Source organism: Salinivibrio sp. SS3, from assembly GCF_001722105.1.
GTDB classification, from domain to species: Bacteria; Pseudomonadota; Gammaproteobacteria; order Enterobacterales; family Vibrionaceae; genus Salinivibrio; species Salinivibrio kushneri.
In genome coordinates, this window is record NZ_MEBQ01000045.1 from 259277 (window position 1) to 277719 (window position 18443).

The 18443-nt window shown below is 51.4% G+C and carries 14 protein-coding genes; 8 read left to right on the forward strand and 6 right to left on the reverse strand.

Features of this window, described 5'->3' with window-relative positions; genetic code table 11:
* The first annotated feature begins 26 nt into the window (after positions 1-26).
* The gene (locus tag BGL48_RS15520) at positions 27-1451 is read left to right on the forward strand and encodes a carbon starvation CstA family protein (protein ID WP_069363489.1); all 1425 of its coding nucleotides are present in this window, start codon (positions 27-29) and stop codon (positions 1449-1451) included.
* A 147-nt stretch (positions 1452-1598) separates the two neighbouring features.
* A complete protein-coding gene (locus tag BGL48_RS15525; protein ID WP_069363490.1) occupies positions 1599-1988 on the forward strand; it encodes a DUF2799 domain-containing protein in 390 nt (129 codons plus the stop codon).
* A 16-nt stretch (positions 1989-2004) separates the two neighbouring features.
* On the opposite strand, the gene btsR is transcribed toward BGL48_RS15525, so the two are convergent.
* Positions 2005-2721 (reverse strand): two-component system response regulator BtsR, encoded by a 717-nt coding sequence (btsR, locus tag BGL48_RS15530; protein WP_069363491.1) that lies wholly within the window; start codon positions 2719-2721, stop codon positions 2005-2007.
* On the reverse strand, positions 2718-4415 hold the full coding sequence (locus tag BGL48_RS15535) for a sensor histidine kinase (RefSeq protein ID WP_069363577.1): 1698 nt from the start codon (positions 4413-4415) through the stop codon (positions 2718-2720). Before BGL48_RS15535 ends, btsR begins: the two co-directional genes overlap by 4 nt.
* 179 nt (positions 4416-4594) lie before the next feature.
* Between BGL48_RS15535 and BGL48_RS15540 the strand changes: the two genes are divergently transcribed.
* Positions 4595-5671: a 3-deoxy-7-phosphoheptulonate synthase gene (locus BGL48_RS15540; RefSeq protein WP_069363492.1), complete on the forward strand. Its 1077-nt coding sequence runs from the start codon at positions 4595-4597 to the stop codon at positions 5669-5671.
* A gap of 3 nt (positions 5672-5674) precedes the next feature.
* Positions 5675-6808, forward strand: a complete 1134-nt coding sequence (tyrA, locus tag BGL48_RS15545) for a bifunctional chorismate mutase/prephenate dehydrogenase (protein WP_069363493.1) — start codon at positions 5675-5677, stop codon at positions 6806-6808.
* A 72-nt stretch (positions 6809-6880) separates the two neighbouring features.
* On the opposite strand, the gene pheA is transcribed toward tyrA, so the two are convergent.
* From pheA to BGL48_RS15565, 4 genes are all read right to left on the reverse strand, one after another.
* Positions 6881-8065, reverse strand: a complete 1185-nt coding sequence (gene pheA / locus BGL48_RS15550) for a prephenate dehydratase (protein WP_069363494.1) — start codon at positions 8063-8065, stop codon at positions 6881-6883.
* A gap of 259 nt (positions 8066-8324) precedes the next feature.
* Positions 8325-8675: a ribosome hibernation-promoting factor, HPF/YfiA family gene (hpf, locus tag BGL48_RS15555; RefSeq protein ID WP_069363495.1), complete on the reverse strand. Its 351-nt coding sequence runs from the start codon at positions 8673-8675 to the stop codon at positions 8325-8327.
* Positions 8676-9069: 394 nt separating this feature from the next.
* On the reverse strand, positions 9070-10101 hold the full coding sequence (gene dapD / locus BGL48_RS15560) for a 2,3,4,5-tetrahydropyridine-2,6-dicarboxylate N-succinyltransferase (protein WP_069363496.1): 1032 nt from the start codon (positions 10099-10101) through the stop codon (positions 9070-9072).
* Between the two features lie 222 nt (positions 10102-10323).
* Complete coding sequence (locus BGL48_RS15565) at positions 10324-10632, reverse strand: YebG family protein (protein WP_069363497.1); 309 nt, start codon at positions 10630-10632, stop codon at positions 10324-10326.
* An 83-nt stretch (positions 10633-10715) separates the two neighbouring features.
* Here BGL48_RS15565 and BGL48_RS15570 point away from each other — a divergent pair, with 83 nt between their 5' ends.
* The 4 genes from BGL48_RS15570 to BGL48_RS15585 all read left to right on the forward strand — a co-directional run bounded on the left by BGL48_RS15570 (position 10716) and on the right by BGL48_RS15585 (position 18362).
* A complete protein-coding gene (locus tag BGL48_RS15570) occupies positions 10716-11399 on the forward strand; it encodes a DNA-3-methyladenine glycosylase I (protein WP_069363498.1) in 684 nt (227 codons plus the stop codon).
* Positions 11400-11533: 134 nt separating this feature from the next.
* Positions 11534-14914 carry an exodeoxyribonuclease V subunit gamma gene (gene recC / locus BGL48_RS15575; RefSeq protein WP_069363499.1) on the forward strand — a complete coding sequence of 1127 codons (3381 nt, stop codon included), beginning with the start codon at positions 11534-11536 and terminating at the stop codon, positions 14912-14914.
* A 515-nt stretch (positions 14915-15429) separates the two neighbouring features.
* Complete coding sequence (locus tag BGL48_RS15580) at positions 15430-17676, forward strand: CehA/McbA family metallohydrolase (RefSeq protein ID WP_069363500.1); 2247 nt, start codon at positions 15430-15432, stop codon at positions 17674-17676.
* A 164-nt stretch (positions 17677-17840) separates the two neighbouring features.
* On the forward strand, positions 17841-18362 hold the full coding sequence (locus tag BGL48_RS15585) for a GNAT family N-acetyltransferase (RefSeq protein WP_069363501.1): 522 nt from the start codon (positions 17841-17843) through the stop codon (positions 18360-18362).
* Positions 18363-18443 lie beyond the last annotated feature (81 nt).

Sequence of the window (18443 nt, forward strand, 5' to 3'; positions counted from 1 at the left end):
AGCCGCTAACGACATGGAGAACAGTGATGTCCTGGTTTTTATTATGCGTGGTGACCTTGATTGTGGGCTACTTCACTTACGGCACCTTTATTACCAAAATTTTTGGGCCTAAGCCGCAAAAAGCGACACCGGCCATGAGCATGAGCGACGGCGTGGATTATGTGCCGCTGTCGGACAAAAAAATTTACCTGATTCAGCTTTTAAATATTGCTGGATTAGGCCCCATCTTCGGCCCGATTCTCGGTGCCTTGTACGGTCCTGTGGCCATGTTATGGATTGTATTTGGCTGCATTTTTGCGGGGGCCGTGCATGACTACTTCTCGGGCATGTTGAGTGTTCGCGCCAATGGGGCCTCCGTGCCTTCTGTGGTCGGTGAGCATCTGGGTAACTTCGCTAAACATTTTATGAACTTCTTTGCGGTGTTGCTCTTGATGTTGGTGGGCGTGGTATTTGTACTCGGTCCCGCCAAGTTGTTAGGTAGCCTGTCAGAAATGAGCGTGGCGATGTGGGTGGGGATTATCTTTGCCTATTATGTGCTGGCGACAGTGGTACCTATTGATAAAATTATCGGCCGTTTTTATCCCGTGTTTGGTGCCTTGCTTGTTTTTATGTCGGTGGGCTTGATTATCGGCTTGGCTGTGAGCGATCACAGCTTCTACAGCCAAGGGCTAGACTTTGCGACTAACTTCCACCCAACCGACCTACCACTGTGGCCATTGCTGTTTATTACTATCGCTTGTGGAGCAGTATCCGGCTTCCACGCCACCCAGTCGCCATTGATGGCGCGCTGCATGCAAAACGAGAAGTCAGGGCGTTTTATCTTTTATGGCGCGATGATCGGTGAAGGTGTGATTGCGCTTATCTGGTGCAGCCTGGGCTTGAGCTTCTATGAATCCAGTGAGGCGCTTAATCAAACGCTGGCCAACGGTGGTCCGGCTGCGGTGGTGCATGAGGTTTCCACCTCACTACTTGGCACCGTCGGAGGCATTATGGCGGTCTTGGGGGTGATTGTGCTGCCGATTACCTCAGGTGACACCGCTTTCCGCTCTGCGCGTCTGATTATCGCCGACTTTCTGAAAATTCAGCAAAAACCGATGGTGAAGCGCTTGATGATTGCGGTCCCCATGTTTGTGATCGGTTTTTTGATCACCAAGGCGGAGTTTGGTGTGATTTGGCGTTACTTCGGCTGGGCCAACCAAACCACCGCGATGATCATGCTGTGGGCCGCGGCGGCTTACCTGATTAAACGTGATAAGCTGCACTGGGTATGTACGATTCCGGCGATGTTTATGACCGCCGTGACCGTTACGTACTTAGCCAATGCTGAAATCGGGTTTAGCCTGCCGATGAATATCGCCACCATGATTGGCGTGGGGGCGACCATTGCGGCCACTATTGCTTTCTTTGTGGGATACAAGCCTAATCCACAACTGATCGCGGATGAGAAGTGATTGTCATGCCAACCCGGCTAGTCGCGTCGCTTAGCGCCGATTGATGGTTATCTAAATGATTGGTCTTACGGCAATATCTGTGCAAATACGCTAAGATCTAAGCCTCAGCTTTTGCTGGGGCTTTTTTATGTCAGGGAAGGGTTAAGCATGATAAAAACGTTTTTTGCATTGTTGGTTGGTGTACTCTTGGTCGGATGCGCCGCATCGACCACCCAAGGCTTGGTCGATGAGCAGAACTGGTATGGACTCGGCGAGCAAGATGGTCAGCGCGGGTTGCCTCAGCGCTCGTTGCGCGATTTGCGGACGTTAGCCGCCGAGGCTGGCGAAACCATCAATGCCAACTATCTCGATTACGAGCAAGGCTATATTCAGGGTATTGATGCTTATTGCGATCCCAAGCATGCCTACCAACTAGGGTTAGATGGCAACCCCTATATGGGGGTGTGTGAGAGTCGCCCTGGCTCTCAGCGCTTTAGGATGGAGTGGCAGCGCGGCTATAACGACTTTCAAAGCCAAGCCAATGGACTTTTTTACTAGCACACGGTAAGCAGGGTTAGTGATACAGCCCGAGTTTATCTTTTAATGATTTGAGATAGCGGCGGCTCACAGGCACCACATACGCCGATGTGGTGACCACTTCGGCGAGGCCATTGTCGAGCAACTGGATTTCACGGATAGCAGCCGGGTGCACCAAGTATTGGCGGTGACAGCGTATTAAGGGGGTTTTGTCTTCCAGTACCTTAAGTGATAAGTGCGTGGTCGATTCGCCTTTTGCGGTGAGCAGGGCGACGCCACTTAAGGCGGTACGCGCGACCTCAACCTCTTGGTGCGGGATCAGAGTAATCCGGTTATGTCCGGCGCAAGGGAGTAAATCCAATGTGGGCGTGATCACTTGGTAGTCGTGTTTCTGGCTCAGCTCACGGGTGAGCTTTTCCAGTGATTTTTTCAATCTCTCGGTCTCGACGGGTTTGAGCAAATAGTCGAACGCATTCTCCTCGAACGCTTGCACCGCGTATTCATCATAGGCGGTGACAAAAACCACTTTAGGCATGGTGTCGGGGTCGAGCATCGCGAGGAGCTCTAAGCCGGTCACGCGTGGCATCTGAATATCTAAAAACACCACATCGGGGCGGCTTTGGTTGATGGTTTTTAGTGCGTCGATGGCATTGTTGCACTGTCCAACCACCTCAACGCCGCCAAGCGCGAGTAGCTCATCTTCCAAGGCTTCACGTGCATGAAGCTCATCATCCACAATCAGTGCCTTTATCATCCCTGTCTCTCCTTGTTGGGCATTTGATAAGTTAAGGGCAGAGTGACAGTTGCCCGCGTCCACATATCGGGCTGACAGGTCATTTTTAGCGCATATTGGCCACCAAACAGACCGCGCACGCGCTTGTCGACAATCCGCATCCCAAGTCCTGAGCGCTGTGCCGCCGGTTGATAAAGTCCAGCATTGTCTTCCACTTGTAAATACAGGCATTCGCCTTCTTGCCAGCCACGGATCACAATTTTACCGTCTGCCATCAATTGACTGATCCCATGTTTCACCGCGTTCTCAACCAAAGGTTGTAAGGTAAAACTGGGGATCACCGCGTGCAAGATAGCCGGATCAATCTGCTTTTCAACACGCATACGGTCGGCAAAGCGGGCATGTTCCAGTTCTAAGTACGCATCAAGATGATTCAACTCTTGCTCAAGCGAGACGGTCTCGCGATTTTGCTTGAGGTTACTGCGAAAGAAGGTGGATAAGTGCTGGATTAACTGGCGAGCACGTTCCGGCTCACGCTTAACCACCGCACTAATGGTATTTAAGGCATTGAACAAAAAGTGCGGGTTCACTTGGGCGCGTAACAAGTTTAACTCAGCTTGGGTGAGCAAACTCTGTTGGCGCTGATAACGGCCGGTCAAAATCTGGTTGGAGAGCAATCGGGCGATCCCTTCGCCCATAGTGACATTAATGGCAGAAAAGAGCTTACGTTTCGGCTCATAAAGCTTCACCGTGCCTAGCACATAACCATCGCCGCCGCGTAGCGGGATCACCAGCACGGAGCCGAGCTTACAATAAGGCGACAGTGAACAGCAGTAGGGCGTATCAGCGCCATCGATATAAATTAATTGATCATCGGCAATCGCGCGCCGGGTGTAATCTGAGGCAATGGGTGTGCCGGGCAGGTGGTGATCATCGCCAATACCAGTAAAGGCGAGGATTTTTTCGCGATCGGTAATCGCAACGGCGCCGACCCCTGTCTCTTGTTGAATAATGGCGGCGACCTGTTCACTGCTTTGCTGATTAAAGCCGCTACTTAAAATACCGACCGAGCGTTCAGCAATTTTTAGCGCCTTACTGGAAAACGCCGCTGAATAGCGTTCGAACAGGGTTTTGCGGTCGACAATAATGCTCATAAACATCGCGGCGCCAATAGAGTTAGCAATCACCATGGGGGCGGCAATCGCGCTAACCAGCTCATACGCGCGGCTAAAGGGTTCAGCGACCGCGAGAATAATCGCCATTTGCACCAGCTCGGCGACAAAAGTCACCCCCAACACCACGGTAGGGGAAAATAAACGGCTGGTTTGGTTGCGAGATACTAAGTAGCGGTGCATTAAGCCACCAATCAAGCCTTCGGCAGTGGTAGAAATGGCGCAAGCGAGATCGGTAAAACCGCCTAAGCTATATCGATGCAAGCCACCGGTTAGCCCAACCAAAAAGCCCACGACCGGCCCGCCCAGTAAGCCGCCCATTACTGCGCCGATAGCGCGAGTATTGGCAATCGCATCTTGGATACTTAGGCCAAAATAGGTGCCGAGAATACAAAACCCAGAGAAGAGGAAGTAACAAACGACCTTATGCGACAGCCGCCCAGAGATACTCAGCAGCGGCATAAACGCCGGCGTTTTACTCAGCAAATAGGCGATTACCAGATAAACGCTCATTTGCTGCAAGAGGGAAAGAACCAAGGCCATAACCACCCACACAAAAATCACGGATAGGTTATAGTAACGGTTGGCCGTTTAAGACTCTATGACAATCTAACTGTAAACTTATAATTACATGGTAAATAAATTGGTACACTTCCTATTGCTTTTAAAATAGAGCCTGATATTGTCTGTGTAAAACCTAATGAACAATTTAAGGCAAGGCTATGCAGCAAGATTCGGTGACCAATGTCCATATCCGCGATGAGCAAGTTCTGCTCACGCCAGAAGCACTTCGCGCGCAATTTCCGATTGAAAAAAGCACCCGTGCGGCGATCAGCCAAGCGCGCCAAACCGTGGCGGATATCATTCACAAACGCGATCATCGTTTACTCGTGGTGTGTGGCCCTTGCTCGATTCATGATGTGGAAGCAGCAAAAGATTACGCGCGTCGTCTGAAAGCCTTGTCGGATGAGTTGAGCGATCATTTGTTTATCGTGATGCGGGTGTACTTTGAAAAGCCACGCACCACCACAGGCTGGAAAGGGTTGATCAACGATCCCCATCTGGATGGCAGCTTTGATGTCGAATCAGGCTTAAAGCAAGCGCGTGGTCTGCTCACAGATTTGGCGCAAATGGGGATCCCGCTGGCCACCGAAGCGCTGGATCCGATCAGCCCGCAATACATTGGCGATCTGTTTAGCTGGGCGGCGATTGGCGCACGTACCACCGAATCACAAACCCATCGTGAAATGGCCAGTGGCCTGTCGATGCCAATCGGCTTTAAAAATGGCACGGATGGCAATTTGGCCACCGCCACCAATGCGATGAAAGCCGCTGCATCTGGGCACCGGTTTATGGGGATCAACCAAGCCGGGCAAGTGGCATTGCTGAATACCCAAGGAAACCCGAACGGCCATGTGATCCTGCGCGGCGGCAAGCAAACCAACTACGACTCAGTCTCCGTCGCTGAATGTGAGCAGCAAATGGAGGCCGCGGGACTGAACCCGTCCCTGATGGTGGATTGTAGCCACGCGAATTCACGTAAAGATTATCGTCGCCAGCCGCTGGTGGCGGAAGATGTGATCCATCAAATCAAACAAGGTAATCGCTCCGTGATTGGCTTGATGATTGAAAGTCACCTCAACGCTGGCAACCAATCAGCGGATCTGCCGAAAGATGAAATGGCATACGGGGTATCGATCACTGATGCTTGCATTGATTGGGCGTCTACCGAACAATTGCTGCGTCATGCTCACCAAGAGCTGGCAACCTCTCTTCAACAACGTATTCAACAGGGCTAAATCATGGTGGCAGAACTGAGCCGACTGCGCGATCAAATAGACGATGTCGATAAACAAATGGTGAGCCTGCTCGCGCGCCGTTTAGAGCTGGTAGCAGAAGTGGGAGAGGTAAAAAGCCAGCATGGCTTGCCCATTTATGCACCGGACCGTGAAGCGGCGATGCTCGCTTCGCGTCGTCAAGAAGCACAGTCGCAAGGCGTGCCACCGGATTTAATTGAAGATGTGCTGCGTCGCACCATGCGCGAGTCGTACAGCAGTGAAAACGACTCTGGCTTTAAGTGTCTAAACCCGGATTTACGCCGGATAGTAGTCATCGGCGGTAAAGGGCAGCTGGGTGGTTTGTTTGCGCGCTTGTTTGCGCTTTCTGGTTATCAAGTCACTGTGCTGGATAAAGATGATTGGGAGCATGCCAACGCCTTGCTGGCTGACGCGGGTATGGTGGTGGTGTCGGTGCCGATTGACGTCACGGAAGCAGTCATTAGTAAACTGACCCAGCTGCCAGACGATTGCTTATTAGTGGATCTCACCTCCGTCAAATCAGGTCCGCTACAAGCGATGTTAGCCGCGCATTCAGGGCCTGTGGTCGGGCTGCACCCGATGTTTGGCCCAGATGTGGCCAGCCTTGCCAAGCAGGTGATTGTTTATTGCGATGGCCGCCACCCTGAGGCGTACCAATGGTTGCTCGAGCAATTTCGTATTTGGGGTGCCGGGTTAAACCGGATCAGTGCCATTGAGCATGATGAAGGCATGACGCTGATCCAAGCGCTGCGCCACTTTACGTCGTTTGTTTACGGCGTGCATCTGGCAGAAGAAAATCCCAACCTCGATCAGCTTACCGCGCTAAGCTCACCGATTTATCGCTTAGAGCTTGCCATGGTGGGGCGTCTGTTCGCCCAAGATGCGGGTCTGTATGCGGATATTATTATGTCTTCGCCGCAAAACCTGGCGATGATCAAGCGCTTTTACCAGCGCTTTGGCGAAGCGATTGATTTGCTTGAACAACACGACAAAGCCACCTTTGTCGATGCGTTTGCCCAAGTCGAAAACTGGTTTGGAGACTATGCCCCACGTTTTTTACAAGAAAGCCAAGGCCTGCTGCGACAAGCCAACGATGCGACCCATCGCAGCGCGACCTAGCTTATGTAAAATACGCCGCTCAGCGTTGAATTATCAGCAAAAGCCCACATCGTGGGCTTTTGACGTTAATGGCTACTCGTGATTGTCCGGCAGGGATACCTCGGTGGGGGAAATGGTCTCTGACGGGTAGCAGCCGAGCACTTTTAGATAACGGGTCAGGGTGGTGAGCTCGTCTAGTGCGCTTTGCATTACGTCACTAGCCATGTTGGCCTCAACATCGACGTAAAACATCTCTTCCCAGGGGTTGCCGAGCACGGGGCGGGATTCGAGCTTGGTCATATTGATGCCACGCTCGCGCAGTACCATCAAGCATTCGACTAAGGAACCGGCTTGCTGTGAGGTCGACATAATAAACGTGGTTTTGGCAGGGGTCAGTGACGACACTTTCACCGGCTTGCGGGCCACCACAATAAAGCGGGTGTGATTTTGCTGTTGGTTAGCTATCTCGCCCTTAATTGCGGTTAAACCGTAAAACTCACCACTGGCAGCATGGCCAATCGCGGCCACGTTGGGCTGGTTTAAATCCGCCACTTGTTGCATGGCCTCAGCGGTGCTGGAGCAGTAGATTTTCTTCACGTTACCCAAGGTATCTATGTATTCACTGCATTGCTGGTGCGGCTGCGGGTGAGCATACAAGGTATCAATTTGGCTTGGGTCTTGGTCGCCGACAGTCAGCAGGCAGTGGTCGATAGGCAGCGTAAGCTCACCGACAATCGATAAACGCGTGTGCTGCAGCTGATCGTACACTTCATTGATTGAGCCAGAGCTGGTGTTTTCTACCGGTAAGATACCGTAATCGGCATGGCCGGTTTCTACCGTTTCTACCACCTTTTTAAAGCTGTCACAGGCCATTTCCACCAGTTCGGTTTGCTTGCGGCTAAAGTACTGGCGCGCGGCGAGATAGGAGTATGAGCCTTGGTTACCCAAGAAAGAAACCCGTGCCACTGGACGTTGATTGTCTGGGTTGGCCAGATTTTGCAGATAGCGCTGCTGAATCAGTACCGAGTCTTCGATAATGGTGTGAAACAGACTCAGTACATAGTGGGCATCTAGCTGGTGATCTTGCGCTTTGGTCACCAGTTTTTCTAATAAGGCTTGCTCGCGCGCTTGATCACGAATGGGTTTTTGCACCGCGACTTTGTTTTTGGCGACGTCCAGGCTTAAGCGACGGCGCTCGGCCAATAGTGTCAGCAGCTCTTGATCAAGCTGACTTATCCGTGTGCGTATCTCATCCAGTGGGCGTGGTGTGTTTGGCATACATTATCCTTGTTCTAATACAAAAAAACCTCCCGGTTGGGAGGTTAGTGCGCCAGGCTGATTGGGCTTAGCACGCTTCCTCCCGCGTTAGCGAGATAAAAAAGAAGCGAAAAAAACGAGCGTGAATCAGCATGGGGCGTTGTGTTGTTATGTTTGCGTATGGATTAACCATATGGGGCGCAGGCAGGCGTGTCAAGGATCAAAAAGCCCCGCGAGGACGGGGCTAACATGTTTAGCGATTTAGGTGTTGCGCTGAGGGTTAGATTTCCTCATCGGCTGGATTTTCTTCCATCGCAACCGTCGCGGCTGATTTATCGTTACGGCGCGCTTCGCCTTTGTGTTGGACCTTATTCAGTTGCTTCTCGAGTTTTTGGCCCATCTCGTTAATCGCTTTGTACATGTCGTCGCTTTCGGCAGAGGCAACCAGTGTTGAACCTGGTAGCCCAGCTTTGGCTTCTACTTTGAACTGGTGGTTTGGCTCCTTACTGATCACAGCATGAGGATTGATGAGTGCCACCTGCCACTTGGCCAGCTTTTCAAAGCGGCTTTCGATGCGCTCACGGATGGCGGGAGTGATTTCGATGTTTTTGCCTGCAATTTCCACTCTCATACTCTTTCCTCTTTGTTCCCCTGTATTAGGTTCATCTTCAGATTACCGCTTTTCAGTATTGATAACGTGACTTAGCTCATGTTTAAAGGGGGGAAAGATGTTGATAGGAGGATCTGTGAGCACTCGCGAATCCTGATACCGAAAAGGCCGTAAAAGCCTTGAACTCACTGATAAAAATGCTACGTTGGGAGAGATAACGAATGCTAATTCACCCGCCGGTCAGGGGCGCGTCGCGCCTATGTATTTCCCTACCTTTTACCTGTGGTTAAAAATGTGCCACAAATCTGCTGGTGCTTTTTGGCGCTTGCGGTGCTGCGATAGAGTTTAAAGCAACGTGGGCATAAAAAAGGCGACCAAGTGGGCCGCCTTTGACAAGAACTCAAAGAGCGCTTGATTAGTTATTAGCGTGTAGATCGTGGTTGAGTTCAACCGCACTTTTGTTGGTTAAACACTCAACCGCACCTGTTTTAGAGTTACGACGGAACAGCAGATCGGCTTTGCCCGCCAAATCACGCGCTTTGATGCTTTCTACGGCGTTACCGTCGGCGTCGAGCATAGTCACTTTGGTGCCAGCGGTGACATACAGCCCTGACTCGATGGTGCAACGATCGCCGAGTGGGAAGCCAAGACCCGCGTTGGCACCTAATAGTGAATTCTCGCCAATCGAAACGACAATCTGGCCGCCGCCACTTAACGTACCCATAATCGATGCACCGCCGCCGATGTCGCTACCTTGACCGACCATCACACCTGCAGAGATTCGACCTTCAATCATGCTCTTGCCTTCGGTGCCGGCATTAAAGTTAATAAAGCCTTCGTGCATTACTGTGGTGCCTTCACCGACATGGGCGCCCAAGCGAACGCGGGCGGTATCGGCAATACGCACACCAGCGGGCACCACGTAATCGGTCATTTTCGGGAATTTATCCACGCACTCAACGGTCAGCGTTTCGCCTTTCAAACGCGCTTCCATCTGACGCTCAGGCAACTCTGGCAAGTCGATCGGGCCTTGGTTGGTCCAAGCAATGTTGTGCAGCAGGCCAAAGAGCCCTTCTAGCACCACACCATGTGGTTTCACTAAGCGGTGCGAGATCAGTTGTAGCTTGAGGAAGCCTTCTGCAACCGATGCAGGCTTGCTGTCATTTTCGAGGATCACCAGCACCAGCGGCTGTGTGGTTTGTTGAGCCTTGCTGGCAAAGTTAGCTGCCTCTTGCGCGCCAGCGGCGGCGAAGGCTTCACTGATTGCAGCGCAGGTTTCTGGAGCAATCGCTAGTACCTGATTACCGGCACTATAATCGGTTAGCGCACTTAAGGCACTCACCAGATCATCACTAGGGTTAAGCAGGGGCGCCGGGAAATAGGCTTCAATGATTTTACCGTCCTGGTTTTGAGTGGCGGTACCAAGTGCCAGAGCAAAGCTTGCCATTGGGGGAGATCTCCTTGTGTCGTTGGGCTTAAAACATCAAACACTTCATCTTAAAGACAAGCGGCGGTGGTTGGAAGCGCTTAACGGCGGGTGAAAGAAAAAATGCTTACAGGTCAGCGCACCGATTCATATTGATGCATAGGCGTCAGGAGACAGGCATAAAAAAGCAAGCCAAATTGGCTTGCTCTTTCGCGGATATTAAAAGGGTCAGCAATCACAACATTAGGCCGCGTCGGCGTCTTTATCGTCGCTACTTGCGTCCGCTTTGGTCTCGCTTTTAGCGGGCTTTTTCTTAGCCGCTTTGCGTTTGGCACCCAGTGCTTCGAGGACGGAGTCTTTGTGTTGAGCAAGGTATAGCGACAAGGCTTCACGCTTTTCTTCGTCGTCTACCAGTTCGCTCTCTCCAATCAGATCGAACATCGCATCCGCCATATCTAACATTTTGTCGTAGGCGTCGGCTTCGGCTTTGGAGGTAAATGTCATCTTTTCTTCTCCCTCGCGTTCGACCACGTACTTGACGATAACGGCCATAATTACCCTCTCTTCGTTGATTCACTGTCTTTTTATACAGTAGGATAAGGGCCATTGTCCACTGACCCTGCCATGATTGTGACATGAGAGAAAAATTTAGCACCATTTATCAACGTGCCGCTGAGCGTAAAGGCGGTCAACGTGCGTTAGAGCATATGCTGGTGGCACCGCTTGAACATGATGCCTTGTGTGAGATACCGGATGATCGCTGGTTAGCGGCGTTTAGTCAGAAGGTGTTTCAATCGGGCATTAGTTGGCAGGTGGTCCGTAAAAAGTGGCCCGGATTTGAAGAGGTGTTCTGGGGCTTTGATATTGAGAAAATGCTGCTGATGCCGCCGGAAATGTGGGAAGAAAAAGCCACCAACCCAGCGATTATTCGTCACCTTACCAAGGTGATGACGATTCCGCACAACGCGGAAATGATCCACCGCGTGCAGCAATCGCACGGCAGTTTTAGCCAGTTTGTCGCCGATTGGCCCAGCGAAGATATTGTCGGGTTATGGCAGTATTTAAAAAAACACGGTAAGCGTTTAGGCGGGAATACCGGTGCTTATACCTTGCGCCGAATGGGCAAGGACACCTTCTTGTTCACCCGCGATATCGAGCACTACCTGCGCGCGACCAAAATTGTTGATAGCGGCCGAGAGACCAAACGGGCGATGCAAGCGGCGCAACAGGCATTTAATCAGTGGCAGCAAGAGTCGGGCCGTTCACTGAACCATATCAGCCAGCTGATCGCCTTCAGTGTGGGTGACAATCGGGTTTAATCGCTCAGCGATTTGCTGTGCTATCACACGGTTAGCAAGTCGTGTGCGAGGTCGCGGTGTGTCGGTGGCGGTTTGCGCTTATCACGGCAATCGGCCACAATCGATGCCAGTTATCTTTCCCATGTGAGCGCCTTGTGTTTACTGTTTATCACTCTAATCAGCTCGATCTGTTGAAATCCTTGTTGGTCTCCCTGATCCAACAGCGACCGCTGTCTGACCCTTTTCAAAAAGAACTTATTCTGGTGCAAAGCCCCGGCATGGCGCAGTGGTTAAAAATGGCACTCGCCCACGAGCAGCAGATTGTCGCTAACGTCGAATTCCCACTTCCCGCCACCTTTATCTGGCAGTTGTTTGTGCGGGTGTTGGATGGCGTGCCTGAGCGCAGTGATTTCAACAAAGAGGCGATGACATGGAAGCTAATGGATATTCTGCCCAGCTGCCTGGATGCGCCTGAGTTCGCTGATTTAGCCGCGTATTTGGAAGATAGTCAGGATCAGCAGCGTGCTTACCAGCTGGCCGAAAAAGTGGCCGATATTTTCGACCAGTATTTGGTCTATCGCCCCGAGTGGGTGCTGGCATGGGAGCAAGAGCAACCGGTGCCCGAGCTTGACGATGTGCAGCCTTGGCAGCAAAAACTGTGGCGTCGCTTATACGATCACACCTTGGCGCTGGGCCAATCGCCTTACCATCGCGCTAACTTGTATCAAGAGTTTATCGACACCTTAACCAGCCATCAGCACAAACCTGAGGGGCTGGCTGATATTGAGCGGGTCTTTGTGTTTGGTATCTCGGCGCTTCCACCACGCTATCTGGATGCGTTGCAAGCCCTAGGTGAGCATGTGGAGGTGCATTTTATGTTCACCAATCCATGCCGTTATTATTGGGGCGATATTCGCGACAAGCGCTATCTGGCTAAACGTGCCGCATTGGACCGCGATAAAATCAGCCGAATTGAAGACATCCCCGCCGACAGCCAATTGGCTCTGGGGCTTGATGAGCCCGAGTACGGTGAAGTAGGGAACAGCTTGCTGGCGTCGATGGGAAAACTGGGGCGCGATAACTTACTGCTACTCTCGGAAATGGCCTGTAATGAGATTGATAGCGGCTTTGTACCTATTAATCGCGATCACCTGCTGCATCATCTCCAAGCCGATATTTTGGATTTGAATGAGCCGGGTGATCCCAAGCAAACCGAGACCAGTGCGGCGAAAACAGAAATCGAGCCAGATGATGCTTCCATCGCTATCCATGCCTGTCACAGCCCGATGCGCGAAGTCGAAGTGCTGCACGATCAGTTACTCGCGATGTTTGAGGCTAACCCATCACTGAGCCCCCGCGATGTGATTGTGATGGTGGCGGATATCAATGCCTACAGCCCCGCCATTCAAGCGGTGTTTGGTAATGCGCCTCGCGAGCGTTTTATTCCGTTTTCCATCTCAGATCGCAGCGCCGATCAAGAAAGCCCGGTGTTAGCCGCCTTTTTGCGTCTGCTCACCCTGCCCGATAGTCGGTGTAGTGCGGCGGAGCTGTTGGAAATTCTTGAGGTGCCGGCGGTCTCGCGCCGTTTTTCCATCGACAGCCAACAGTTTGATCAGATTAAACAGTGGGTGGAAGAAACCGGTATTCGCTGGGGGCTTGATACCCATACCGCCAGCCAATTTGCCTTGCCCGAACAGTATCAGAATACCTGGCTATTTGGCTTGAAACGTATGTTACTCGGCTACGCGATGCCGAGTGAGGCAGGGCTGTTTGCAGACACCGTGCCTTATGATGAAGTCCAAGGGCTTAATGCGGAGCTGGCGGGGCGTTTAGGGCTGTTTATCGACACCTTAATTCACTACCAGCAGCAACTGGCGATTGAATGCGATGGCAAGACGTGGGTGGCGCGGTTGACCCAAATGCTGGATGACTGTTTCGCCATAGAAGGGGATGAAGAGGTAGCAGTCAAATTGATCCGTACCCAGTTAGACAGTTGGCTGACACAGCTTAGCGATGCCGCCTTTACCCATACGCTAACCTTGCCCGTGGTGCGCGATTACTTTAATGGTCGCCTCAATAACGAGCGAGTCAGCCAGCGCTTTTTAGCCGGGCAGGTTAACTTTTGTACCTTGATGCCGATGCGCTCCATTCCCTTTGATGTGGTGTGCCTGCTAGGAATGAATGATGGCGTGTACCCGCGCACTGTGCCCAGCGTCGGTTTTGATCTGATGGTGGGCCGCACCCGGGCAGGGGATCGCTCGCGCCGCGACGATGATCGATACCTATTTTTAGAAGCGCTGCAGTCAGCACAGCAGCGTTTGTATATCAGTTATGTCGGTCGCTCAGTGCAAGACAACAGCTTAAAAGTCCCATCGGTGCTGGTCACCGAGCTGCTTGAGTATTGCACCCAAGGCTACTGTTTGGCTGGTGACCGCGACTTACCCGAACGCCAGTCACGTCAGCGGCTGGAAGAGACGCTTATCCAGACGCATCCACTCACTCCCTTTAGCCCTGAGGCGTTTGCTCACGGTGGCAGTTATGCGCAAGAGTGGCTACCGGCCGCCCAAGGACAAGGGACGCAACTGCCGGCATTTATTGGCGATGCGTTAAGCCCTGATCCGGACAGCCACCAGGATCCTGTGATTGAGTTGGCTGAATTGCAGCGCTTTTGGCGGCTGCCCGTGCGCTACTTTTTCCAACGCCGCTTGAAAGTCTTCTTTGAGCAGTTAGAAGCGCCGTTAGAAGAATTCGAACCCTTTAGTTTAGATACCTTGCACCGCTTTCAGCTGCGCGATCAGCTGTTAGCGCACTTTATTGAAACCGATGACAGCCCCCAAAGTGTGCAGGACTTTATGGCCCGACAGCGTGGGCAGGGCAAATTACCCTTGGCGTACTTTGGCGAATTGACCTTGGATACGCAAGTTACGGTGATCCGTAACATGTACCAACGCTTAACGCCTTTGCTCGCCGCGCCGCGCCCCGATCTTGAACTTAATCTGACCCTCCCTACTGCGTTGGGCGAGGTACAACTGCAAGGTTGGCTTAATCGGCGTTATCAAGACAGCTTGGTGCGCTTTCATTGCGGCGATCTGACCGTGCGTCATCAACTTGCGGTATGGATCGATCACTTATGCCAATGCGCGATGGGCGAAGCCGTGCCGAGTACGTTGGTGGGGGTGAAAGAAACCATCGAGTTTGCCCCACTCAGTAAAGATGACGCGCGTGCACACTTACAAGCTTTGGTTGAAGATTATCAACAGGGCCTCAATCAGCCGCTTACCTATCTGCCAAGCTCAGTCGGAGCGGGGATAAAAGCCCGTGATAGCAAAAAAGGCTTTGATTACAGTGAAACCGGCCAAGACAAAGCGCTAAAAGCCATGTGTGATGCCTTTGTCGGGGGCTTCAATCCTGGTGAAGTACAAGACCCTTACGTATACCGTGTTTGGCCGCAATGGCGTGAAAGCTTCGGCCAGGCGCTATTAGCTACAGGCGATCGCCACTTAATGCCGATGCTAGCGCAGCGACAAAAACACTAGTACTCAGCGAATCCTCCTCATGTGAGTCAGCGGCCTCTGTCTCCTCCCCATCTTCTCCCTGTAGCCAAGTTGATGCTTGGCTTTCTATTATGCGTCGATTGTCGTCAAAAGTATGACGAGTGACTCGATTGCATCTTTAATCTCTTATTGTGAATTTATACTCAATGTGATGCCTCGAGTATTATAGGAGAGTGAGCGAGAGGTGCGTCCATATTTCTGCGCGTCGAGTGACAGTTGTTACCAATTTGTTGGTTAAAGATTGCGCATCGTGCGTCTCGTTAGGGGTCAATCTATTTGGGGTCTAAATATTTTTCAAACGATCATTTGAATAGCTGGATTTGAAAATAATTTCATTTAAAACAATGGTTTGTTTTTTTTATATTTGTTAGTGGACGTATTATTCATGTGGTTTTGTAGGCTTCTTTTGATGTTTTTTATTTGAACGTGTAATTAACTTAACGCACAATGTCATCGAAAATTCACATAACAAACCATGAAAAAAAGGAAGTGCCTTCATGCATAAATTCTCAAAAAGCGCAGTGGCAACCTTAGTCTCTGGCCTTTTGCTGGGTGCCTCAGCGCACGCCGACGTCAGTATTACTCAAGGCAAGACTGCGATCCCCGATGGCGAGGCAACCCACGCGCAAGACATCACGGTGAAGAACGAGCATGTCGCGTTCGCATTGGCGGTTGAGTCTGCGCCACCGTGGGGTGTGCCACGTGGCACCTTGGTGGATCTTGCGGCGGTGAAAAATGGCAAAATTGATCTAGACCGAGTCGCTTTTGCAGATTTCATCCCTAATAGCTGGTCGGCCTGGCCGAACGATCGCAAGTCGATTGATATTGTTGAAGACAGCGATGAAAAAGCGGTGATCAAAGTGAGCCGTAACTTCGACAAGGTCGACATTACCACTTGGTATACCTTGGAAGCCGGCTCTGATTCGATTGGGCTGAAAACCGTAATGACCAACCAAGGCGAAGACGATCTTGAGCTGGAATCAGGCCACACAATCTGGCCGGATACGGGTTATCAGTTCGCGGTGCCGGGCCTTGAAGGCAATGAAGAAGCGATGGCCGATAATGCCCTTGCCGATCGCATGGTCGCGTATGATCGTGATTGGGCCTTCGCACTGCATGCGCCTTATTTTGACCGCATCAAATACAATGGCCGCGATATGTATTTGGGCCATACGCTGAAAGCCGGTGAGACCCGTACCTTTGACTCAAAGCTGCAGGTTGTTCCTAACGGCGATATGGCACCGATTGTCAAAGCGGAAGCTGAGCGTCATGGCGAAGCAACGGGCACCATTACCGGTCAACTTCGTGCCGACAACGGTAACGTGCCGGACGATGCGATTGTGATGATTGAAAAAGACGGCCACCCTTACGCGTGGACGCTTGCTAAAGATGGCCAGTACGACATGGCATTGCCGGAAGGTAAGTACCAAGTGTATGGTACGGCAACCGGGCATGCGAATAGCCAGCCGCAATCTATTACCGTGAGTGCTGACAGTGAGCAGACACTGGACTTCACATCGCTGAAAAGCCCTGCAACGCTTGCACTTAACGTGGAAGAGGCCGCCTCTGGTGTCGCCAAAGACGCGCGTGTCACCATTATCGAAGGCCAAGCGCCACCGGTTGAGTTCTTGGGTAAACGCACCTTCTTCACTGACTTGCTGCCAGCCGGCCATGCCGAGCTAAAACTGGCACCGGGTGAATACAAGCTGGGCATTAACGCGGGTGCGGGCTTTACTGCAGAATCACAAACCTTGGATGTGACGCTCGAGTCGGGCAAAACCAATCAACAAGTGGTGAAAGTGCCTCAGGTGACTTTCCCGAACCGTAACCACTGGTATGGCGCTGACTTGCACCACCACGGCAATGTGCTGGAAGGGGTAACCCCACCAGAAATCGTGGTGCAGGCTCAGCTGGCAACTGACTTGGATCTGACTTTTATCAGTGATCACGACTCCACCATTAATCACAAAGTCTTTGCTGACTTATCAGCAAAACGTGGTGTGCCTTTCATCCCATCGATTGAGATTTCGCCTTCTTGGGGTCACATGAACCCATTCCCCATCGACAATGGCGCAGCACTAACGGTCGATCCGGGTACTGATGACGTGCATACTCTGATTGATGCCGCGCATGATATGGGCGCAGAAGTGGTGCCGATGAACCATCCTTACAACGATTATGGTTACTTCACTAATATCGCCAAAGATGCGGTGCCGGGCGGTGAGACAGACCGTTTCGATCTGATGGAGCTTAACGCACGTGTCGATAACGAGCCGACTCTGAAAAAAGCACATGATATGTGGGATAGCGGCGAAGCTATGTATTTCACGGCGGGTACCGATACTCATGATGCGTGGAACCAGCTGACTGGTCGTATTCGTATGATGGCTAACGTTGACGGTGAGTTGACGCCACTGGCCTTTGCTAAAGCGTTGAAAGCTGGTCACGGCTATGCCACTCAGGGACCAATTCTATATCCACAAAACATCATGTTTGGTGAAACCGCCAAGGCAGGTGATAAATGGGATATTAATGTGGTCGCTGCGGATGGCCTCAAAGAAGTGCGCTTAATCGGTCAAGGTGGTGAGGTGCTAAACAGCATCACCATTAACCCCGAAGAGAGCACACAGCGTCTTGAGTTATCACTGCCTATTCCTGCGGATGCAGAAGGTTGGATCAACCTAGAAGTGGAAGACAAAGACGGCAGCACGGCATGGACCAACCCAGTTTGGCTTCAGTCGTAAACGTCGAGTCTCAATAAACGAACCAAGGCCAGCGATGCTGGCCTTTTTTGATCGTGACGCGTTTTCTGCTTATGGTATAACCTATTTTATTTTTAGGATCATAAGTTTAAGCGGCAATTGATTCACCATGCTGCCAGCTTATGCAGCACCAAAAGGTGGCCAGTATGGACATAACGCTAACTCCCGTTTCTTCCCAATCTCACACAGTATTGAAGAACCTTTTTCAGCTTTATATGTATGACATGTCGCCATTTATAGCGTTGCCGTTAACTGAGGAAGGATGCTTTAGTGTCCCCGATCATGTTCTCGCCCCATATGATGACGCCCTTCATCATTGGGCTTACTTGATTTATGCGGATAATGAACTGGCAGGGTTTGCGATGCTACGCCGATACCCTGAGGATATGTCTCGTTTAGATATGGATCAGTTCTTTATCATGAACCGCTTTCGAGGTTCAAACGTTGGCAAAACTGCCTTCAGACAACTAGTCGCTCAACATCAAGGGAACTGGCAAATTCGCATTTTACGGACAAACACGCCAGCCCATTACTTTTGGCAATCGGCTGTTTTTGACCTAGTCGGAGAGGCACACCAACGAAGTGAAGAAAAAGATCGTGACCTTATCATGACTTTTATTCGATTTAGCTATGAAAGAGGCGTTTCAAGGTTTCCGGCAAGTGACTAGCGTGGCTGCAGATTGACCAATGAGGGTGTACCTCCGTTTGTTAAAACGTTAGCTGCTCCGCTTGGTTACCTTCGTTAGAAT